Below are 19554 nucleotides of genomic sequence, written 5' to 3' on the forward strand. Positions count from 1 at the left end.
CAAAGGCGCGGCAGCTATTGCGCCGTCACCGCGTCCCGCACCATCAGGCCGGCCATCGTCTCGATCTCGGACGCCACGAGATCGGGCACGACGTACTGCACCATGTGGCCTGTGTCCGGCAGCACGGTCAGCTTCGCGTTCGGCGCCGATGCGGCGAGCGGCCGCGAGTGGATGCCGGTCGAGACCGTCTTGTCGACGTCGCCCGAAATGATTGACAGCGGCGCCCTGATCTCGGCATAGCGCGGGGCCTGTTCGACAACGGCCGCCTTCAGCGTGACGAGGTCGCGCGCATTGGCGATGAACTCGCGCGGACGCAGCAGGAGCAACGACTCGCTGTCGCGGACGAAATCAGCCGGCACCGGCTGCGGCGCGAACACGCCGCGCGTAGCCGAATTGGCGACGAGGAAACCGAGCGGCAGCGTGATCGTGTGCGCAAGCAATGGTCCGATCAAAGGTGTCGAGATCGCATCATTGTAGCGTCCGGCGCCGCCGCGCCACGGATAGGCGACGGGCGCGAGCAGCACGAGGCCGGCGACGCGGTCCGGATGATCCAGCGCAATGCGCAAGGCGAGTGCGCCGGCCCAGGAATGCGCCACCACGATCGCCCGCTCGACGCCGAGCCTGGTCAGCGCCTCCACGATCATCCGGGCCTGGATCGCGGGCGTCGAATCCGCGACGCGCGCGCGGGTGCTCCAGCCGTGACCCGGCCGATCGATCAGGATCACCCGGCGCGCTTTGGCAACGCGATCGCCGAGCGGCTGCATCGCGCGGAGATTGGAGCTTGCACCATGCAGCATCACGACCGGCGGCCCGACCGCATCGCGCGGGCCGAGTTCGACCACATGCAGCCGCGCCCCGGCCACATCGATCATTCGCCCCTGCGGCGGGAAGGCCCGCTGGATCAGCAGGGCGCCGAGCTGTGTCACCAGCGCCAGGGCCAGCCCTGCGACCGCCAGCGCAATGATTGCGGTCAACATCGAGGGGATCCGAAAGGTCTTAGGCACCTGATTGGGCACCTGACAATTACGACGAAGCCGAAATCAGGTTTCGCGCGGATGTGCCCCCTGCCAGGGCATGCTCTTGTTCGGAAAGCCAATTGTCGATTATCCGGCTCGCGCCCCGGCGCGGAGTTGTCCACAATGCGCCCAGCCTGTGGATAGCGGGTTCATACCTGCGTCATTAGTCATTTCATAGATTGGCGGTGGCAATTTCGCCATCAGACGCGAGGCTTCATCGAAACCGGGACGCCATTGGAACGCTTCCTGGTTTGTACACGGTATCCACAGGAACCGGCGTCCGCATGACGAGTTCAACGGGAAGTAATCGGAGGAGTACCATGATTTCCGACCCTAGCGATGCGGCCATCGATCAGATCGTGGCGAGCTGCAATGGCGACCTGCGCGGCGCCCTGAAGGCACTGTTGCTGGTGAATGAGCACCTGGAGGCGGAGCTTCAGCAATTCTATGCTGCCGTAGCCCAGGACACCGCGTCCCGCGGCAAGTTCTTGCACTAGCCTCCTGCGCCGGACCGGACCGCGAGCAAGCATCAAGCTCGCGAGCAACGTGTCCATTCGCGGCCATCGCCCCACGATCGCGATCAATCGCACGCAATCAGATATCGCGGCCTTCGACCTTTTCGGTCAGCTGCTTGACGATCTGCGGCACCTTCTCGAGGTAGGGATCGACAGCCAGCGCCTTGCGGAAGGCGTCGAGCGCACGCTTGTCGTCGCCCATGTCCTGCATGATCATGCCGACGCCCGCCAGCGCGCCGAAATGGCGGGGTTCGCGGGTCAGCACCTGCTGCAGGTCTCCAAGCGAACGAACGTAATCGTTCTTCAAATAGTAGATCGTCGCACGCCGGTTCCAGGCCTCGACATAGTCGGGCCGGAGCTTGATCACCGCGTCCAGCAGCTTCAGTGCGACATCGACATTCTGGGCGTCGATCGCCGCCTTGGCGCGCACCATCAACAGCGCCGCGGTATCGCTCGGGGTTTGCAGCCACAGCGCCCAGATCCGCGCCTCGACATGGCGGGCACTGTCCTCGTCGGGCGCGGCCTTCAGCGCGCCGAACAGGAAATCCAGCCCGCGGGCCCGGTCGGCCGGCACCTTCGGCAGCTTGGTCGGAGCTTCAGGTAGTTTTTTCTGGGCCCTGGGCGACGGGACCACGCGCGGATCGTCCTGCGCGACGGCCGCAACGGGCATGGCCAGAAGCGCGGCGATCAGGATCGCCAGCCGGCGGTTGGTGGGCACCAGGAACTTGAATCCGAGCTTTAATCCCATCGCCGAAGTCTAGACGCACAACGCCGCACTGCAAAGCAGCGCGGCGTCAAAGACCTGTGAAGGAAGGATCGGAATCGGCCGGCGATCCGGGTGGGATCAGCCTTGTCGATCAGATTTGTTGGATCAACCCTGGCGCGCCTTGAAGCGGCGCTGGACCTTGTTGATCACATAGACGCGGCCCTTGCGGCGAACCAGACGGTTGTTGCGATGGCGGCCGCGCAGCGACTTGAGCGAGTTACGGACCTTCATGGGACAATCCTGTTACTTCGAAAGGCCCGTGTTGGAGGCCGTACCTGATCAATGCCAATAATTGGCAAAATGGGATTTATCCCGACAAGCGGCCTGCCGCCCGGGACCGCCGCGTTCTAAGCCATCGGACCGTTAAATGTCAACCGAGATGGGCCGATTTTCGGGCCTGCCCTGGTCCGGAACCCGCGCCGGGTACCGCGCCATGCCATTGAGATCGCTTCGGAAACGGCGACGACTACAATTATCCGGACCAACGACGGACCCGCCGTCGCCCTTTGACCATGGCGCCACGGCCGCCGAATCGAGTTTTCGTCCTCCTCGCGCCCGCCCCCGACCGAACCGGACCTCGCGCCGGGCCGAGCTCGGCGCGAGGCCATAAGCCTTCAACGCCACAGCGCTTGCGAAAATCGTTATATCATATAATTATTTTCCATCACCAATGAACACGCCGCCGGGGAAACCGAATGCCCAAGCTCAAACTGCCCGACATCGAAAAGGTCATCGCCATCGACATCCACACCCATGCCGAGGAGCCGTGCGGCATGCATGGCGACGACGGCTATGACGACTTCCAGGCGCAGATGGCCGACTACTTCAAGTCGCCGCACAAACATCCGCCGACCGTGCCGGAGACCGCGGCCTACTACCGCGCCAAGAACATCGCCGCGGTGATCTTCCCGGTCGACGCCGAGCGCGAGACCGGTTTCCGCCGCTACAACAATTACGAAATGCTCGAGGTCGCCTCCGACCATCTCGACGTGCTGATCCCGTTCGTCTCGATCGATCCGCACAAGGGCAAGCTCGGCGTCCGCGAGGCACGCAAGCTGATCGAGGAATACGGCGTCCGCGGCTTCAAATTCCACCCGACCATGCAGGGCTTCTACGCCAACGACCGCATGGCCTATCCGCTCTATGAAGCCATCAACGACGGCGGCGCGATCGCGCTGTTCCACACCGGCCAGACCGGCGTCGGCTCCGGCATGCCGGGCGGCATGGGGATGCGGCTGAAATATTCCAACCCGATGTACATGGACGACGTCGCTGCGGATTTTCCCGACCTCAAGATCATCCTCGCGCATCCCTCCTTCCCCTGGCAGGAAGAGGCGCTGTCGGTCGCGACCCACAAGCCGAACGTCTATATCGACCTGTCTGGCTGGTCGCCGAAATACTTCCCGCCGATCCTGGTCCGCTACATCAACTCGATCCTGCAGGACAAGATGCTGTTCGGCTCCGACTGGCCGGTGATCACGCCGGACCGCTGGCTCGCCGACTTCGCCAAGCTCGACATCCGCGAGGAGATCCGGCCGAAGGTCCTGAAGGCCAACGCGCGGAAGATTTTGGGAATCTAAGGGAGTATTGTCGGCGGCAAGCTTCGGAGGTGGTTCATGACGAACTTCACCGGACTTGCCACCCTCTCCGCACTCCTGATCGGAAGCGCAGGACTCTGCTGCGCGGCACGCGGCGGGCAGCCGCCCGCGTTCGTCGAATTCGAGAGCCCGCTTGCAAGTGCGCAGCCGCTGCAAGGCTATCTGCGAACACCCGATGGACCGGGCCCCTCGCCCGCCGTGGTGCTGCTGCACGGCTGCAGCGGCTTCTTCAAGCAACTCGACGAGCGCTGGGGCAAGCGCTTGGCGGCCTGGGGCTATGTCACGCTCACGGTCGACCGGTTCGGGCCGCGCGGCATCACCAGCGCCTGCACGAGCGGCGCGCCGGCCGCAACCGTCCATGACGCCTATCGTGCGCTGAGCTATCTCGCGCGGCAATCGGCGGTCGATCCTGATCGCGTCGCGGTGGTCGGGTTCTCGCAAGGCGCCTGGCTCGCCCTGCTCTCGGTCGAGCGTGGCGCGATCGAACATAACGCGGCAGAGAAATTCCGCGCAGCCGTCGCATTCTACCCGCCCTGCCTCAGCATCAAGGGCGACATGACGGTGCCGACGCTGATCATGGTCGGCGAGCTCGACGACTGGACGCCGGCCAAGGAGTGCCGGACCCTGGCCGAGGGCCGCGACGACTACGGCATCTCCCGGCAGAATCATGCGGGACACCCGATCGAGCTGATTGTCTATCCCGGCGCCTATCACGGTTTCGACGTGCCGCATTACACCACGCCGGTGCAGCTGCTCGGTCATCACCTCGAATTCAACGAGGTGGCCAGGGATCAATCCATCGACGCACTCAGGAAATTCCTGTATGCGACAATCGGCGGGCAAGAGAGATCACAATGACCATCAAGGCAATCGTCTTCGACGCCTACGGCACACTCTACGACGTCCAGTCGGTGGCCGACGTCACCGAGGATGCGTTTCCCGGCTACGGCGACATCATCACGCAGGTCTGGCGCATCAAGCAGCTCGAATACTCCTGGCTGCGTTCGCTGATGCGGCGTTACCAGGATTTCGCTGTCGTAACCCACGACTCCCTCGCCTACACGCTGCGCTGCCTCGGCCTGCAATATGACGCGGCGACCTTCGCCCGCATCATCGACAAATATCAGCATCTGGCGCTGTATCCGGATGCGCTCGCCGCGCTCGAGGCGATGAAGGACAAGAAGCTCGCGATCCTGTCCAACGGCAGCCCTGACATGCTGAATGCGCTGGTGCGCAATTCAGGCCTCGACCGCGTGCTCGATGCCACCATCAGCGTCGATGCCCACAAGGTGTTCAAGCCGGCGCCCGAGGCCTACACGCTGATCGAGGAGGTGCTGAAAGTACCGCCGGCGGAGGTGCTGTTCATCTCCTCCAATCCGTGGGACGCCTGCGGTGCCAAGTCGTTCGGCCTCAACGTCGCATGGATCGAGCGGGTGACGCCGCAAGCGATGGCGCTGGCCTGCGTCGAAAGCGAGACGGTCGCCCCATTGACGATGTTCAAGGCGCTACGTACCCAGATGGACGAGCTCGGCGTCGTGCCCGATCACCGGATCCACGGTCTCTCCGAACTTCCTGCCCTGGTGTCTGCCAGATCCTGACTAGCAAGGTCCTGAACAACATGAGCCTCGAGTCCGTCCGCGCCTTCTTCGCCGAGAAGGCGCCCGAAATCTCCGTGATCGAATCCAACACGAGCTCCGCGACCGTCGTGCTGGCGGCGGAGGCCTATGGCGTCGAGCCGGCGCGGATCGCCAAGACGCTGAGCCTGCGGGTCGGCGACCGCGTGGTGCTGATCGTCGCCGCCGGGACGTCGCGGATGGACAACAAGAAGGTGAAGGCGGCGTTCGGCGGCAAGCCGAAGATGCTCGGCCTCGACGAGGTCGCCGACATCACAGGCCACGAGGTCGGCGGCGTCTGCCCGTTCGGGCTGAAGACGCCGCTGCCGGTCTATTGCGACGTGTCGCTGAAGGCGTTCGATGTCGTGGTGCCGGCGGCAGGCTCGACCCACAGCGCGGTCCGCATCACGCCCGACAAGATGGCGGAGCTGACTGCGGCCGAATGGGTCGACGTCTGCGAAGTCAGACCTGGGGACTAGTCCTCATCGTCGAACGGCGGCCGCGATGGCGCCGGCTGCATCGGCTGTGGTGCGCGCGGCCGCTGCTGCATCTGCGGCTGCTGCGGCGCACGGCCCTGCGCTTGCGGCTGTTGGGCCCGCCCCTGGGTCTGCGACTGTTGCGCGTTTGATTCGAACACGGCGCGACAACTGTTGGAAAGTTGCGGCGTGTTCTGCCGCAGGCAAGCCACGATGCGCTGCACGTCGGGCACCTGGTCGCTGCAGAGCCGCCACACGTCCGGTGTGCACGCCATCTGCTGTTCCCAGGTTCCCCGATACTCCTCGGCGACGGCGGCCGTTGCCGTGACAGCTCCGCCGATCGCTATGGCAAGGCTCAGGACGATCCGCTGCGATCGCATGTCGGGCTCCCGTTGTTCCAGATACTGGCCCGCGCGCGCATGTTCCCGCGCCGCGATTTGCTCCAAAGCTGCCCAATGAATGCGGCCAAGGATCGTTCGCGCGGACAACTAAAAGTGAAGAGAGTTTGTCCCGGGAGTTCCCTATTCGACCTTGCCGATCTTCTTCACCGCCGCGATCAACCGCGCGCTGTCGTCTGCAACAAATTTTGAGAACGCCGGCGCGTCCATATAGGCGACCGGACTGCCCGCAGTCTCGAAAGTCTTGATCACCTCCGGCGCCTTCACGGCATCAGCCATCGCCGCGCGCAGCCGCTCCATGATCGGCGCCGGCAGCGCTGACTGCGCGAACAGTCCCGCCCAGATGTAGAACTCGACGTCCTTGTAGCCGAGTTCCTTGAAGGTCGGCAGATCGGGGAAGCTCGCGATCCGCTCGGCGCCCCAATTGGCGAGCACGCGCATCTTGCCGTCCTCGACCTGCTGCTTGAGCGTGCCCGGCGCCGACGCCAATGCCTGCACGGTGCCGGAAAGCAGTGCGGTGAGCGCCGGGCCTGCGCCGCGGAACGGCACATGCAGCAGCTTGATTCCTGCGCTCGCCGCGAACATCTCCATCGCGACATGCAGCGTGCCGTACGGACCGGACGAGCCGTAGGGGATCTGTCCCGGGCGTTTCTTCGCGTCGTCGACGAATTCCTGCAGCGTCTGCCACGGCGCCGAGGCCGGCACCGCCAGCAGCGTCGGGTCGGCGAGCACGCGCGCGATCGGCGCGAACTGCGACACCTCGTAGGCAACCGGACGATCGAACAGCCGGTCGGCCTCCGGCAGCACCGCGAGCGAGGACAGCGTCATCAGCAGCGTATAGCCGTCGGGCTCGGCGCGCGCCGCCTGCGCATTGCCGATCGATCCGCCTGCTCCGCCGGCGCGATTGTCGACGATGACGGGCTTGCCGAGGATGCGCTCCAGCGCGAGCGCCACCGGCCGCGCCGCAAGGTCGGCCTGGCCACCGGCCGGAAACGGCACGATCATCGTGATGTTGCGGTTGGGATAGGCGGCTTGCGCAAACGCGGAGTTGGCGAGCGCAGCCTGCGCAAGCGGCAATGCGGCAGCGACGCGCAGGAGTTCGCGGCGGTTCATCGAGAGTTTCTCCCCAATCATCTTTTTTGGCGATCGCAACCGATCGCGATGCCGCGGTCAGAGCCGCGGCTTGGTCGTATCGTGCAGGAGCGGAGCGCTGATCTCAAGCGTCCCGCGCGTCGCACCTGACGCCGACTGACCGATGGGGAAGATCGAGCCTGGTCGGGCCGAGTGCATGTTGAGATTCGATCGAATAACGACGGCGCTGTGCTCCCTCTCCCCGTTCTTACGGGGAGAGGGTTGGGGTGAGGGGCTGCCTCCGCGTAAACGGCGACAGTTGGACTTGTGGAGGCTCCCCCTCACCCGGAACGTATCTGACGATGCGTTCCGACCTCTCCCCGCACGCGCAGGGGTGTCCGGGGAAATTCAGGCATAGCGGAGCTCCATCTGGTCAGGTGAGATGGTTGATTTCCGACGGCTGGGGTTGATGGGCGGAGGTTTGTCGATGGCAGCGAGGGATCGACGCGTGAGCAGGAGCTGGCCGACGAGTTCGGCGAACCTGAGCGGGAGCATTTTGATGCAGTTGGTGTGAGCGGCGATGCGCAGCAGCAGGTAGGCAATCATCGCAGCGAGCACCTGAAGGCGGATCGCGTTGTCGTTGGCGCCGAGGAACTTGCGAATATCGAGATGCTGCTTGATCCAGCGGAACAGCAGCTCGATTTGCCATCGGCTCTTGTAGAGGGCGGCGATCTCGACGGCGCTACGGGCAAGGTCGTTGGTCAGGAGTGTGATCTTGCCGCCTTTCTCGCGTCTGATCTTGATGCGGCGGAGCGGGATTGGAAGGCGCGAATCGCCCTTGCTGGTGAGCTTCACCTCGTCATCGGCAAGGATTTCGAAGCCATCCCCGTTACGCTTGCGGATGGCGCGATGCCTGAGCGAGCGAAGACGGATGCTCGTCTTCGCCCGGGTAACGAAGAAAGCCTTGCTATCATTGATCTTCTGCCACCAGTCGAAACGGCAATAGCCCTTGTCAAACACATAGGTGGTGGCGGGCTGGATTGGGGTCTGTCGGCCGATCTCGATGTCATTGACGTTCGCGGCCGTCATCTCGACGCAGGTCGGGACATCGCTCCTTGGGTCGTAGACGACATGCAGCTTCATGCCGCGGATGCGGCCGTTCCACGTCGCCCAACTGCAGACCTTGCCGAGCGGGATCGGACTGGCGTCGATCAGACGCACCATCTCCATGCCTTCACTCCGCAGCTGGCGACGCGCCATCGCCGACAGCGCCGCAAAGGTTTGCGCGAAAATGCCGATCGGACGGCGGGCATTGGCATCGGACAACGTCGAGCGCGACAGCTTGCCGGTTCCCAAGTGATAGTGATGCTGCGAATTGGCGTTGAAGCCAGTCACCACCCCGCGCAGACTGCTGTTGCCGCTAAGCTGGGCATAGATCAGCGCCACCAGATGATCCCAGCTCCTGAACGACTTGTCGTAGGCATCCCCGTCCAGACGATCCACAACCGTCTGAAACTGCCGTCGATTGATCGGTTCAAGCAGCCTTCCAAAAATGCTACCGCGATATCGCATGCTCGGCCCTCTGTGTCTCGACAACCAGAAAAGACCGATTTGCCTCGGTCCTGCCGAGCATGCACCGCGACACAGTGAATCATTCCCCGGACACCCCTGCCGCACGCGGGGCGAGGTAAAGCTGAGTCCGCTGCGCGATGCGATGCAAGTCATCTTGCTCTAGCGCTTGCGCGCCGCCTTGCGGGTCTTTCCGACCGACCGCTTGCTGGCGGCGCCGCGCTTGGTCGCGGTCTTCTTGCTGGCGGCCGCGCGTCGGACCGGAGCAGCTGCGGCCGGCCGCTTGCGCGCCACCGCCTTCTTCGGCGCCTTCCTGGTCGTTTCCCTCGCAGCTTTCCTGGCGGCCTTCTTCGCTGCTTGCGGACGCGCGCGTCGCGCGGTTGTCGCGCCGCGGCGCCGCGTGCTGCTGCCTCCGATCGGAACGAGGTGGTCGTCGGCATCCAGTGTGAGTTGCTGGAGCGGAAACGCCGGCAGGAAGCTCGGGTCGTTGTAGAGCTTGCTCAAACTGTCCTGATCGAACTTGCCGCCCTGCCCGCGGTCCTCGCCCGCGCCGGCGCGCCAGGCCGCTTCCCAGACCCGGGCCAGGGTCTTGGCACCATCCTGCATGCAGGCCGCGGTGGCATCCTTCAGCTTCGACCACAGCGCCTCGACCTGGCCGCTGCCCATGTGGGAGTTGAACAGGTTGACGATGGTCATCGGCGGCAGCCGCTTCACGGTCCGCTGCATCAGCGCGACCACGGCAACCGCGGCGTCGCGGCCGGTCGGGGTGCCGCCCGGGACGATCTCCGCGACGTCGCTGGTCCTGGCGTCAGGGATCATCTTGATGAGATCCTTGCCGTGGCGGCCGATCATCGTGGTCTCGTACACGCTGTGCACCTTGGCATGCGCCTTGTCGTTCGGATCGAGGCCATGGTGGAATTGCGAGATATGCAGCGGCTGGCAGGCATCGCCGATGTAATGTGCGACGATGCCCGCGGCGCAGACGAATTCCAACTTCTTGTTGGCGGCGGCATACTCGACCATCTCGTCGAAAATCTGCCAGACCCGGAACGGCAATGCACCGCGCCGGTCCTCGCCGATCCCTTCGTAATAGTCGTTCCAGACCTTCGGATCGACGTTGCGCGTCGACTCCGCGCAAAGATCGAGCAGCGTCTTGCCGTCCCTGCCGGGCTTGTCCATGTCGGCGAAATGGTTGCTTTCGTCGGTGTGCCGGGTGAAGCGCCAGACCAGGTCGGCGACATCGGCCAGCGGCGAGAACGTGCCTCGCTGATGCGGCTTGAGGTCGACGAGCAGCTTGTCGTCGAGGCCGATATTGTCGGCATTGGCGTCCATCATGGCGGCAAGCTTGGGAAGCTTCGCGGCAATCAGACCGGTCGCGTAGGCGCCGATCTTGACGTGACCCCATTCGCCCCAATACTCGGTATGGCCCGCGTTCCAGTCGCCGATCAGTTCGACATCGAGCTCACGGCACAGCGTCGACATGCAGATGCCGAGCGCGACCTGCATCGGGACCTTGCCGCTCGATCCGAACAATTCCTGGCCGCCCCATTCGAGCGCCAGGGGACTGAGGATCCGCGCGCCGCTGGCGTTCTTCTTGGCGTCCGGATCGTCGACAAACCAGACCGTGCCGGAGTCGCCCGGATAATTGTTGAGCGGCGTGTCGCCGTCGCGCGGGCCGATCACGAAATCGCTGACATATTCCACGCCGCCGACGGTCTTGTAGCGATAGAACAGGCCGAGGATCTTGCCCTTCATCAATCCGCTGATCGCACCGAACGCGATCAGCGGCTGGTTGATGATGTCGAGACGGAAGGTGCCGACATTGAGGTCGACGACGTCGCCGACCTGGCCGACGCCGTAAACCTGTGCGGTCCAGCCCTTGACGTCATCGACGCGGATCAGGCCGGCATCGAGATTGGCCACCACGCGCGAGCCGGGCCAGCCGGGATAGACCTCGCTGAAGGCGCGCTTGCCGAGTTGCAGTGCATCGCTGATGCCGAGGCGGCGGTCGGTGTTCTTGAAGCCGGCGAAGATCTCGCGGCCGGCAGCGCCGACCACGTGACGGTTGGAGAGCGCAAACACCGTCTCGCCATTGGTGACGAGACAGCCGATCGAGCCGCGGTGGATCTTGCCCTGGATCATGGTCTGCACCGGAAAGCCGCCGCCGACCAGATCGCTCTTGAACACCGGCGGATCGACGGTGCCGGGACTGCCCTCGTTCGGATCGACCTTGACGACGCAGGTGGGCACGACGCGACCATCCGGCAGATAGAGGAACGGAGGCACCAGCTGGTCCTGCTTCTCGGGATGGTTCTTCAGCTCGGAGCGCTTCATCCAGTCGCGGACGAAGACGAGGATGCAGGGCCACGACCAGTCCTTGACCGACGAATTGAACAGCGTGCGCGGTCCGAGTGCCTGCGGCTTGGAGTGCGCCTTTCTTTCCGTCGCGTTGCGGTCGTTGTCCCGGATCAGATAGCGGCCGATCGCCGTGGCGTAGACCGATTGCAGATGTGCCAGATGCACGTGATAGGCCTCGCGGGCATCGAGCAGATCCTTCACCGACAATGACGTGAAGTCATGCTTGGTCAGATCAATCATCTGGTTCCTCCGAAAATGCGCTTTGCGGCAACACCGGTGCAGGACGCAGAAATAGACGATCGCGGCAGCCCTCGATCGTGGGTTAGTTCACATAAGCAATACAATTTAAAAGGGATGACACGAATGTGACGGGGCGGGCCGGATGTCCCTCCACCGCTCCGCGTGCGGATTTCTATTTCCGCTGCGCGCGCCCTTTGGCGAAATGCTTCGCCAGGAAATCCGCCAGCACCTCGACGCGCGCGGGCCGCGGGCCGCCGGGCGGGGTGACGAGATGCACGGCGCCCTCGGGCTGCTTCCAGCCTTTCAGGATCACCTCGACCTCGCCCCGCGCGATCGCGTCGCCGACGATGAAGTCGGGCAGATCGGCGATGCCGAGACCGGCGAGCAGCGCGGGCATCACAGCCTCGCCATTATTGACCCGGAGCTGGCCGGCGGGACGCACGCTCGCCTGCTCGCCCGACGCGTTGGTGTAGTGCCAGACGCCCTGAGTCGAGAGATAGGCGTAGCCGAAGCATTTGTGCTCGGCGAGATGCATCGGATGGGTCGGCCGGCCGTGGCGCTTCAGATAGGACGGCGCGGCCACCGTGTAGCGCGGCATGCCGCACAGCCGCCGCGCGATCAGTGAGGAGTCCGGCAGCCGCGCGATGCGCAGCCCGGCATCAAAACCCTCGCCGATCAGATCGACCGTGGCGTCGCTCAAGTGCAGGTCGATCGACACCTCCGGATAGGCCTCCATGAATTCCGGCAGCAGCGGCGCCACCGTCTTGATGCCGAAGCTCATCGGCACTGCGAGCCGCACCAGGCCGCGCGGCGTGGTCGATTGCGCCAGCGCCTCGTTCTCGGCGGCCTCGCCATCGGCGAGCAGCCGCGCGGCGCGCTCCGACAATTTCTGGCCGGCATCGGTCAGCGCCAGCCGCCGCGAGGTGCGGTTGAACAGCCGGGCGCCGAGCCGCTCCTCCAGCCGGCTGACCGCCTTGGACACCGTCGCCTTGGACAGCGAGAGCTCGGTCGCGGCCGCCGCAAACGACCGTAATTCCACGACTTTTGCGAAGATCGCGAGCGCCTCGAAGTCCGGCAGTTTCGACATGGGCCGCTGTCCTGATTGCTCAATACTGGAAACAATGAGTTTCAATAGTTTCTATTTCTATACCACAGCCGGAGGCATATCCAAGTGCCATCAAATTCAACCGATGGAGAAATCCAATGACAAAGAAGCTCTCAGGCAAGGTTGCCCTCGTCACCGGCGGCTCGCGCGGCATCGGCGCGGCCAGCGCCCGTGCACTCGCCGCGGAAGGTGCGAGCGTCGCGATCAGCTACGTCGCCTCTCCCGAGAAGGCCGAGGCCGTGGTCGCCGAATTGAAGGGCAAGGGCGTCAACGCCCGCGCCTACAAGGCCGACCAGGCCTCGTCATCCGATGTCGATCAGCTGGTGAAGACCGTCGCCAAGGATTTTGGCCGGCTCGACATCCTGGTCAACAATGCCGGTGTCGCATCGGGCGGCGCGGTCGACGACCCCAAGGCCGACACCGCGACGCTCGCCCGCCAGGAGGCGATCAACATCAACGGCGTGATCACCGCGATCCGCGCCGCCTCCAAGCTGATGGGCGAAGGCGGCCGCATCGTCACCGTCGGCTCGATGCTGGCGGACCGCGCCTCGTTCCCGGGGCTTGCCGACTACGTCGCCACCAAGGCGGCCGTCGTCGGCTACACCAAGGGCGCGGCGCGCGACCTCGGACCGCGCGGCATCACCGTGAACGTGGTGCAGCCCGGCTCGATCGACACCGACATGAACCCGAAGGACGGCGGCGAGTTTGCCGAGACGCAACGTTTGCAGCACGCGCTGCAACGCTTCGGCCGCCCGGAGGAAGTCGCAGCGGGCGTCGTGTTCCTGGCAAGCCCGGAAGCCTCGTTCGTGACCGGCACCGTGCTCAACGTCGACGGCGGCTTCGGCGCCTGATCGCAAAATTTTCTGGAGACGCCGGGCGCAGTGCGCCCGGCCTGCTCCTCAACATCGACATCAAGGGGAATGACCATGATCGAACTCAGACCATTCGCAAAGCTTGGCGGCGCCGACCACGGCTGGCTGAAGGCCAAGCACCACTTCTCGTTCGCGAGCTACTACGATCCCGATAATGTCAGCCACGGCGCGCTGCGCGTCTGGAACGACGACGAGATCGCGCCCAACTCCGGCTTCCCGGCGCATCCGCACGCCAACATGGAGATCATCACCTATGTTCGCGAAGGCGCAATCACGCACCAGGACTCGCTCGGCAACAAGGGACGCACCGAAGCCGGCGACGTCCAGGTGATGAGCGCCGGCAGCGGCATCCGTCACTCCGAGTACAATCTGGAGCCGGCGAAGACCAAGATCTTCCAGATCTGGATCGAGCCGACGACGAAGGGCGGCCACCCGACCTGGGGCTCGAAGCCATTCCCGAAGGCGGACCGCTCCGGCAAGCTCGTCACTATCGCCTCGGGTATCGACGGCGACGACGACGCGCTGCCGATCCGTGCCGATGCGCGGGTGCTCGCCACCACGCTGAAGGCCGGCGAGAGCGCGGAATACGCGGCCGACAAGGCCCGTCACCTCTATCTGGTGCCGGCGGCCGGCAGCATTGAGGTCAACGGCGTGCGCGTCAATGCCCGCGACGGCGCTGCGATCCGCGACGAGGCCAAGCTAAAGATCACCGCGCTCGAGGATGCCGAGCTCGTGCTCGTCGACGCGGCCTGATCACCACATCCACACTCGTCATGCCCGGGCTTGACCCGGGCATCCATCGGGCTTCGCAAGAGTTCTCCGTTTGATGGATTGCCGGGTCAAGCCCGGCAATGACGGGGTTCCTTAACCTCACCCTACTGCCAAACCACAAGGAGGCCATCATGGCCAAGGTTCTCGTTCTCTATTACTCTGCCTACGGTCACATCGAAGCCATGGCGAATGCCGTCGCGGAAGGCGCGCGCGAAGCCGGCGCCACCGTCGACATCAAGCGCGTCCCCGAGCTGGTGCCGGCCGAAGTCGCCAAGGCCTCGTACTACAAGCTCGACCAGGCCGCGCCGATCGCCAAGATCGACGATCTCGCCAACTACGATGCGATCATCGTCGGCACCGGCACCCGGTTCGGCCGCATGGCCTCGCAGATGGCCAACTTCCTCGACCAGGCCGGCGGCCTCTGGGCCAAGGGCGCGCTGCACGGCAAGGTCGGCGGCGCCTTCACCTCGAGCGCGACCCAGCATGGCGGCCAGGAGACCACGCTGTTCTCGATCATCACCAACCTCCTGCATTTCGGCATGACGGTGGTCGGCCTGAACTATGGCTTTGCCGGACAGATGAAGCTCGACGAGGTCACCGGCGGCGCGCCCTACGGCGCAACCACGATCACCGGCGGCGACGGCAGCCGCCAGCCGAGCGAGAACGAACTCGCCGGCGCCCGCTATCAGGGCCGCGCGATCGCGGAGACCGCGAGGAAACTTCACGACTGATGCGACGGGGGCGGCATTCTCGTTCGCGATTGCCGCCCCTACCAAAGTCGCGACGTCGTTCCCGGACAACGGCGCAAGAGCGATCGCTGCTCGAACGCCAAGAGACGCCAAGAAAGGCCGATAATCGACGTAATAGGCGTCCATGCCCAGGATTGCCTGACAATTGGCCGCGAATTGAGCCCTTGAGCGGCGACAAGCCGCGTGTCATCGTGCCCGTCAATATCCAGGCCGGAGCAACATGACGGTTCCCTGTCGCGTCCTAATGATCTATCCGAAGTTCGTTCAGGACTCCTTCTGGAACTATACGGAAGCTTGTGAACTCGTCGATGCGAAGTATCCGGCGGCGCCGCTCGGACTGATCACCGTCGCCGCCATGCTGCCGAAGCATTGGGATATTCGCCTCATCAACCGTAACACCGAGCCCTTGACGGACGCCGATCTCGACTCGGCCGATCTTGTCATGATCGGCGGCATGCTCAACCAGCAACCTGATTTTCTCCACCTGATCGATCTCGCACACCGGCACGGCAAGCCGGTATGTGTCGGCGGACCTGACGTCTCCTCCAGCCCGCATCTTTACGCCGACGCGGACTTCCAGGTGATCGGTGAGGCAGAGCAAATCATTCAGCAATTCGTCGCCGCCTGGGAAAGTGGAGAGCGCAAGGGCGTGTTCGTCGCCGAGAAATTCAAGATCGACGTCACGTTAAGCCCGATGCCCCGCTATGACCTGATCAAGTTCGAGCACTATCTCTTCATTGGCGTGCAATATTCGCGTGGCTGCCCGTTCACCTGCGAGTTCTGCGATATTATCGAGCTGTATGGTCGTGTGCCGCGCACCAAGACCCCCGATCAAATTCTCGCTGAGTTGCAAGCGCTCTACGATCACGGTTATCGCGGACATGTCGATTTCGTCGACGACAACTTCATCGGGAACAAGAAAAACCTCCGCATCCTGCTGCCGCAGCTCAAAGCCTGGCTGGAGGAGCGAGACTATCCGTTCGAGTTTTCGACGGAAGCCTCGATCAATATCGCTGACGATAGCGAGCTGTTGCAGGCGATGAAGGACGCGAACTTCTTCGGGATTTTCGTCGGCATTGAGAGCCCGGATCCGGAGACCCTCGTGCAGATGAAGAAGAAGCAGAACACCCGGCGCGACATCGCCGAATGCATTCACAAGATCTATGGCTACGGCATGTTCGTCACCGCGGGTTTCATCGTCGGGTTCGATACCGAGAAAGCCTCGATGGGGCACGCGATGATCGACTTCATCGAGGAGGCGAGCATTCCAGTCTGCATGGTTGGACTGCTCTATGCACTGCCGGGCACACAGCTGACGCGGCGGCTGGCGAAGGAAGGCCGCCTGCACGAAGGCCACGATCTCATGAAAGTCGAGCAGGCGGGCGACCAATGCACGCTCGGCTGCAATTTCGACACCATACGTCCGCTGCGTGACATCCTTGAGGACTACAAGGCAGTGATCGGGCACGTGTTCAACCCGACGGCCTATGCAGGACGGCTGTCGCGGCTCGCCGCCATGCTCGACCGGTCCGACCGGCGCCGCGACCTGCCGGATGGCGACATACGCAAGAGGCTTGGCGGCATCGAGGGCGTGCACACGATCATGCGTGCCCTGCCGGAGGTCCGCGAACCGTTCTGGAAGACCTTCGTCGAGGTCGCCAAGTCCAATCCGGGCGCGCTTCGCTACATCGTGATGCTGATGGCGCTGTATTTGCATTTCGGGCCATTCTCGAAACACGTGATCCGTGAGATTGACCGCCGGATTGCCGCCCTCGACGATATGCCGCCGGTGAGGACCACGGAGCTTGGGCCGCGAACTAACCTACGTGCGGTTTGACGGCAAAGCGCGTTCGTGCGCTTCGCCGACCAGAGCACGTCGCGCGGAACCAGAGGATCGGTTCGCCCGAGGTCATCGCGACACAATTCGTAATAGCCGAAGCACTGTACGTCGCGCAGCCCAGAGGTTTGTCATGACCAACACACAGAAGACCCGCTGGCCGGAACTGCCGACCGCGGCGTGGCGCGACAGCTGTGCCACGCTCCAGCTCTTCACCCAGATCGCCGGCAAGATCCGGCTGGCGAAGTCGCCCTGGCTCAATCACTCCTGGCACGTCACGCTCTATGTCACGGCGCGCGGGCTGACGACCTCGCCGATCCCCGACGGCGATGGCACGTTCCAGATCGACTTCGATTTCATCGATCACGTGCTCCGCATCTCGACCAGCGACGGCACCGAACGGCAATTCGCGCTGGCCGGTCAATCGGTCGCAAGCTTCTACGCGGCGGTCATGAGCAATCTGAAGGACCTCGGCATCGACGTCGCCATTGACGAGATACCGAACGAAGTCGCCGATCCGATCCGCTTTTCGCAGGATACGCAGCATGCGTCGTACGACGCGGATGCCGTGCGCCGGTTTCACCAGATCCTCGTGAACTGCGATCGCGTGTTCAAGCAATTCCGGACCGGCTTCCTCGGCAAGGCGAGCCCGGTGCATTTCTTCTGGGGCAGCTTCGATCTCGCGGTGACGCGGTTTTCCGGCAGAACCGCGCCGCGGCATCCCGGCGGCGTGCCCCATTTGCCCGATGAAGTGGCGCACGAGGCCTATTCGCACGAGGTCAGCAGCGCCGGCTTCTGGCCGGGCGGCGGCGCGATCGATTATCCCGCGTTCTATTCCTACGCCTATCCGGAACCCGCGGGCTATCGCAGCGCGCCGGTACGGCCCGACGCCGCCTTCTTCAGCGAGGCGCTTGGCGAATTCATCCTGCCCTACGACGCCGTGCGGACGGCTGCGGACCCCGACAAGGCGCTGCTCGAATTCCTGCAATCGAGCTATGAGGCCGCGGCCATCAACGCGAACTGGGACCGTGCTGCGCTGGAATGCGCACCGGGCCAGCCGGGCGTGGTCCGAGGGGTCTAGCGGCGCGCTGTGCCGGCGGCTCAATCCTCTTCGCGCGACGGGGTCGCCTTGCCGAGCGCCTGCTTCAGCCGCGCGGAGAATTTCGGATAGTGACGCAGCGCCAGCACGCCGCGGTCGCGACCAAACGCTTCGTTTGCGATTCTCGTGGATAGTCGGCGAAGGCGCATAAGTTAAATTTTCGTGTTACGCCTTTACCGCATCGTTGCATCGCCGAGCTATCTTTCGGACGACGCCCCGCGACCCCGGCCGGCTCGAACACAACAGGCAGTATATTCGTGAGCGCCCCGCAACCCGTCACGATCCCGCGACAACCACCGCACGCTGATCGGTCATGACGCGGCCATCGATCCTTGCCCTCGCGGTCAGCGCGTCCATTCTGCTGTCGGTCGCCGCGCGGGCTTGCCCCGCCTTGATCGAAGGCGTCCCGGCCGACCGGCTCGAGGCGCTGTCACGCGGCGTCAATGCCGACGGCTGGATGGCCGATCCGCGGTCGGCGCCGCCCCGCAGCCTGCTGCTCGAGCTGCGCAAGGCCGGCATGACCCACATCCGGCTGCCGGTGCCCGCCGACTTCGTCATGCCGCGCTTCGCCGCGAAAGCCGAGATCGACAGCCGCCTGCGCACCGTCAATGCCGCGCTCAAGACCCTGCTCGCGCTCGGCTATGCGGTGTCGATCGACCTGCATTCCAGCGAGCGCTTCAACGCGCTGCACAAGGACGATCCCACCAGTGCGATGATCGAAATGAAGCGCGCCTGGACCGAGCTCGCACGGGTCATGCAGCGCTATCCGTCCGACCGTGTGTTTGCGGAACTGTTGAACGAGCCGGATGTCGAGGCCGCGCAATGGCAGGGCGAAGTCCGGGAGCTGGCCGGTTTCATTCGCGGCCTGCTGCCGCAGACCACGCTGGTCACCGGTCCGGTCAACTGGCAGCGCGCGGATTCGCTGCCGGATTTCACTCCGCTCGACGATCCGAATGTCGTCTATGCCATCCACTTCTATGATCCGATGGTATTCACCCATCAGGCCCATTGGGATCCGGGTGAACCGCTGCATGATGTCACCGGATTGCCTTATCCGGTCCGCGCCGACGATCCCAGGGTTCAGCAGCTGCGGGAGCAGCTCACCGCGCTGGACAAGCGCAAGGCGCTCGCGATGGTGGACCGCGCCATTCCCGACCGCGGCGTCGACAAGTGGCTCGAGCCTGCCGCCGCCTGGCAACGGCAATATTCGCGGCCGATCATCATCAATGAATTCGGTGTGCTCAAGGCCGGAGCGCCGCGCGACAGCCGGCTGCGCTGGCTCGCCGGCGTGACGGCCTACGCCCGGCAACAATGCTGGGGCTGGACCCATTGGGAGCTATCGCAAGGCTTCGGCCTCGCCGACCCGGTCACCGGCAAGGTCGACCGCGAGGCGCTGAGGGCCCTGCTCGGGACCCGCTGACCCATCTGGTTAACCGGTTCTTACACAATGCGCGGCTAGATCGACGATGCGGTGTGGCACGCCCACACGTCCGGTCACATT

Annotated in this window: 20 protein-coding genes; 11 read left to right on the forward strand and 9 right to left on the reverse strand. The window is 64.2% G+C overall.

Annotated features, from left to right (window positions below; all coding sequences use genetic code 11):
- Nucleotides 1–14 precede the first annotated feature (14 nt).
- The gene (locus ACVIYL_RS02610; RefSeq protein ID WP_456777652.1) at nt 15–977 is read right to left on the reverse strand and encodes an alpha/beta fold hydrolase; all 963 of its coding nucleotides are present in this window, start codon (nt 975–977) and stop codon (nt 15–17) included.
- Between the two features lie 359 nt (nt 978–1336).
- Between ACVIYL_RS02610 and ACVIYL_RS02615 the strand changes: the two genes are divergently transcribed.
- Nucleotides 1337–1513: a hypothetical protein gene (locus ACVIYL_RS02615; RefSeq protein WP_018269760.1), complete on the forward strand. Its 177-nt coding sequence runs from the start codon at nt 1337–1339 to the stop codon at nt 1511–1513.
- 97 nt (nt 1514–1610) lie between these two features.
- On the opposite strand, the gene ACVIYL_RS02620 is transcribed toward ACVIYL_RS02615, so the two are convergent.
- Nucleotides 1611–2279, reverse strand: a complete 669-nt coding sequence (locus tag ACVIYL_RS02620; RefSeq protein WP_456777653.1) for a tetratricopeptide repeat protein — start codon at nt 2277–2279, stop codon at nt 1611–1613.
- A 123-nt stretch (nt 2280–2402) separates the two neighbouring features.
- The gene (gene ykgO, locus ACVIYL_RS02625) at nt 2403–2528 is read right to left on the reverse strand and encodes a type B 50S ribosomal protein L36 (RefSeq protein ID WP_002718645.1); all 126 of its coding nucleotides are present in this window, start codon (nt 2526–2528) and stop codon (nt 2403–2405) included.
- Between the two features lie 464 nt (nt 2529–2992).
- Between ykgO and ACVIYL_RS02630 the strand changes: the two genes are divergently transcribed.
- Genes ACVIYL_RS02630 through ACVIYL_RS02645 form a run of 4 tightly spaced genes read left to right on the forward strand, consistent with a single transcriptional unit; the run spans nt 2993 to nt 5987 of the window.
- Entirely contained in the window at nt 2993–3877 is an 885-nt protein-coding gene (locus ACVIYL_RS02630) for an amidohydrolase family protein (protein WP_456777654.1), read from the forward strand.
- Nucleotides 3878–3913: 36 nt separating this feature from the next.
- The gene (locus tag ACVIYL_RS02635) at nt 3914–4753 is read left to right on the forward strand and encodes a dienelactone hydrolase family protein (RefSeq protein ID WP_456777655.1); all 840 of its coding nucleotides are present in this window, start codon (nt 3914–3916) and stop codon (nt 4751–4753) included.
- Nucleotides 4750–5493, forward strand: coding sequence for a haloacid dehalogenase type II (locus ACVIYL_RS02640; protein WP_456777656.1), 744 nt, complete (start codon nt 4750–4752; stop codon nt 5491–5493). The genes ACVIYL_RS02635 and ACVIYL_RS02640 overlap by 4 nt, the downstream gene beginning before the upstream one ends.
- A 20-nt stretch (nt 5494–5513) precedes the next feature.
- Nucleotides 5514–5987, forward strand: coding sequence for a YbaK/EbsC family protein (locus ACVIYL_RS02645; RefSeq protein ID WP_456777657.1), 474 nt, complete (start codon nt 5514–5516; stop codon nt 5985–5987).
- On the opposite strand, the gene ACVIYL_RS02650 is transcribed toward ACVIYL_RS02645, so the two are convergent.
- The 5 genes from ACVIYL_RS02650 to ACVIYL_RS02670 all read right to left on the reverse strand — a co-directional run bounded on the left by ACVIYL_RS02650 (nt 5984) and on the right by ACVIYL_RS02670 (nt 12707).
- Nucleotides 5984–6364, reverse strand: a complete 381-nt coding sequence (locus ACVIYL_RS02650; RefSeq protein WP_168856521.1) for a hypothetical protein — start codon at nt 6362–6364, stop codon at nt 5984–5986. The genes ACVIYL_RS02645 and ACVIYL_RS02650 overlap by 4 nt on opposite strands.
- Before the next feature lie 141 nt (nt 6365–6505).
- The gene (locus tag ACVIYL_RS02655; protein ID WP_456777658.1) at nt 6506–7495 is read right to left on the reverse strand and encodes a tripartite tricarboxylate transporter substrate binding protein; all 990 of its coding nucleotides are present in this window, start codon (nt 7493–7495) and stop codon (nt 6506–6508) included.
- A 366-nt stretch (nt 7496–7861) separates the two neighbouring features.
- The gene (locus ACVIYL_RS02660; protein WP_057015126.1) at nt 7862–9025 is read right to left on the reverse strand and encodes an IS4 family transposase; all 1164 of its coding nucleotides are present in this window, start codon (nt 9023–9025) and stop codon (nt 7862–7864) included.
- A 159-nt stretch (nt 9026–9184) separates the two neighbouring features.
- Nucleotides 9185–11620, reverse strand: a complete 2436-nt coding sequence (locus tag ACVIYL_RS02665; protein WP_456777659.1) for a Nal1-like putative serine protease — start codon at nt 11618–11620, stop codon at nt 9185–9187.
- A gap of 172 nt (nt 11621–11792) precedes the next feature.
- Nucleotides 11793–12707, reverse strand: a complete 915-nt coding sequence (locus ACVIYL_RS02670) for a LysR family transcriptional regulator (protein WP_016846155.1) — start codon at nt 12705–12707, stop codon at nt 11793–11795.
- A gap of 116 nt (nt 12708–12823) precedes the next feature.
- Between ACVIYL_RS02670 and ACVIYL_RS02675 the strand changes: the two genes are divergently transcribed.
- From ACVIYL_RS02675 to ACVIYL_RS02695, 5 genes are all read left to right on the forward strand, one after another.
- A complete protein-coding gene (locus ACVIYL_RS02675; RefSeq protein ID WP_253588107.1) occupies nt 12824–13576 on the forward strand; it encodes an SDR family NAD(P)-dependent oxidoreductase in 753 nt (250 codons plus the stop codon).
- 75 nt (nt 13577–13651) lie between these two features.
- Complete coding sequence (locus tag ACVIYL_RS02680) at nt 13652–14350, forward strand: pirin family protein (RefSeq protein ID WP_092086905.1); 699 nt, start codon at nt 13652–13654, stop codon at nt 14348–14350.
- Nucleotides 14351–14499: 149 nt separating this feature from the next.
- Nucleotides 14500–15099, forward strand: a complete 600-nt coding sequence (gene wrbA, locus ACVIYL_RS02685) for an NAD(P)H:quinone oxidoreductase (protein ID WP_456777660.1) — start codon at nt 14500–14502, stop codon at nt 15097–15099.
- A 238-nt stretch (nt 15100–15337) separates the two neighbouring features.
- Nucleotides 15338–16954, forward strand: a complete 1617-nt coding sequence (locus ACVIYL_RS02690) for a B12-binding domain-containing radical SAM protein (protein WP_456777661.1) — start codon at nt 15338–15340, stop codon at nt 16952–16954.
- 133 nt (nt 16955–17087) lie between these two features.
- A complete protein-coding gene (locus tag ACVIYL_RS02695; protein ID WP_253604326.1) occupies nt 17088–18035 on the forward strand; it encodes a DUF5996 family protein in 948 nt (315 codons plus the stop codon).
- Between the two features lie 20 nt (nt 18036–18055).
- On the opposite strand, the gene ACVIYL_RS02700 is transcribed toward ACVIYL_RS02695, so the two are convergent.
- Nucleotides 18056–18202 (reverse strand): hypothetical protein, encoded by a 147-nt coding sequence (locus ACVIYL_RS02700; RefSeq protein WP_253604328.1) that lies wholly within the window; start codon nt 18200–18202, stop codon nt 18056–18058.
- 164 nt (nt 18203–18366) lie between these two features.
- On the opposite strand from ACVIYL_RS02700, the gene ACVIYL_RS02705 reads away from it, so the two are divergent.
- A complete protein-coding gene (locus ACVIYL_RS02705) occupies nt 18367–19473 on the forward strand; it encodes a glycoside hydrolase family 5 protein (RefSeq protein ID WP_456777662.1) in 1107 nt (368 codons plus the stop codon).
- Nucleotides 19474–19554 lie beyond the last annotated feature (81 nt).

Source organism: Bradyrhizobium sp. USDA 3315 (assembly GCF_054056795.1).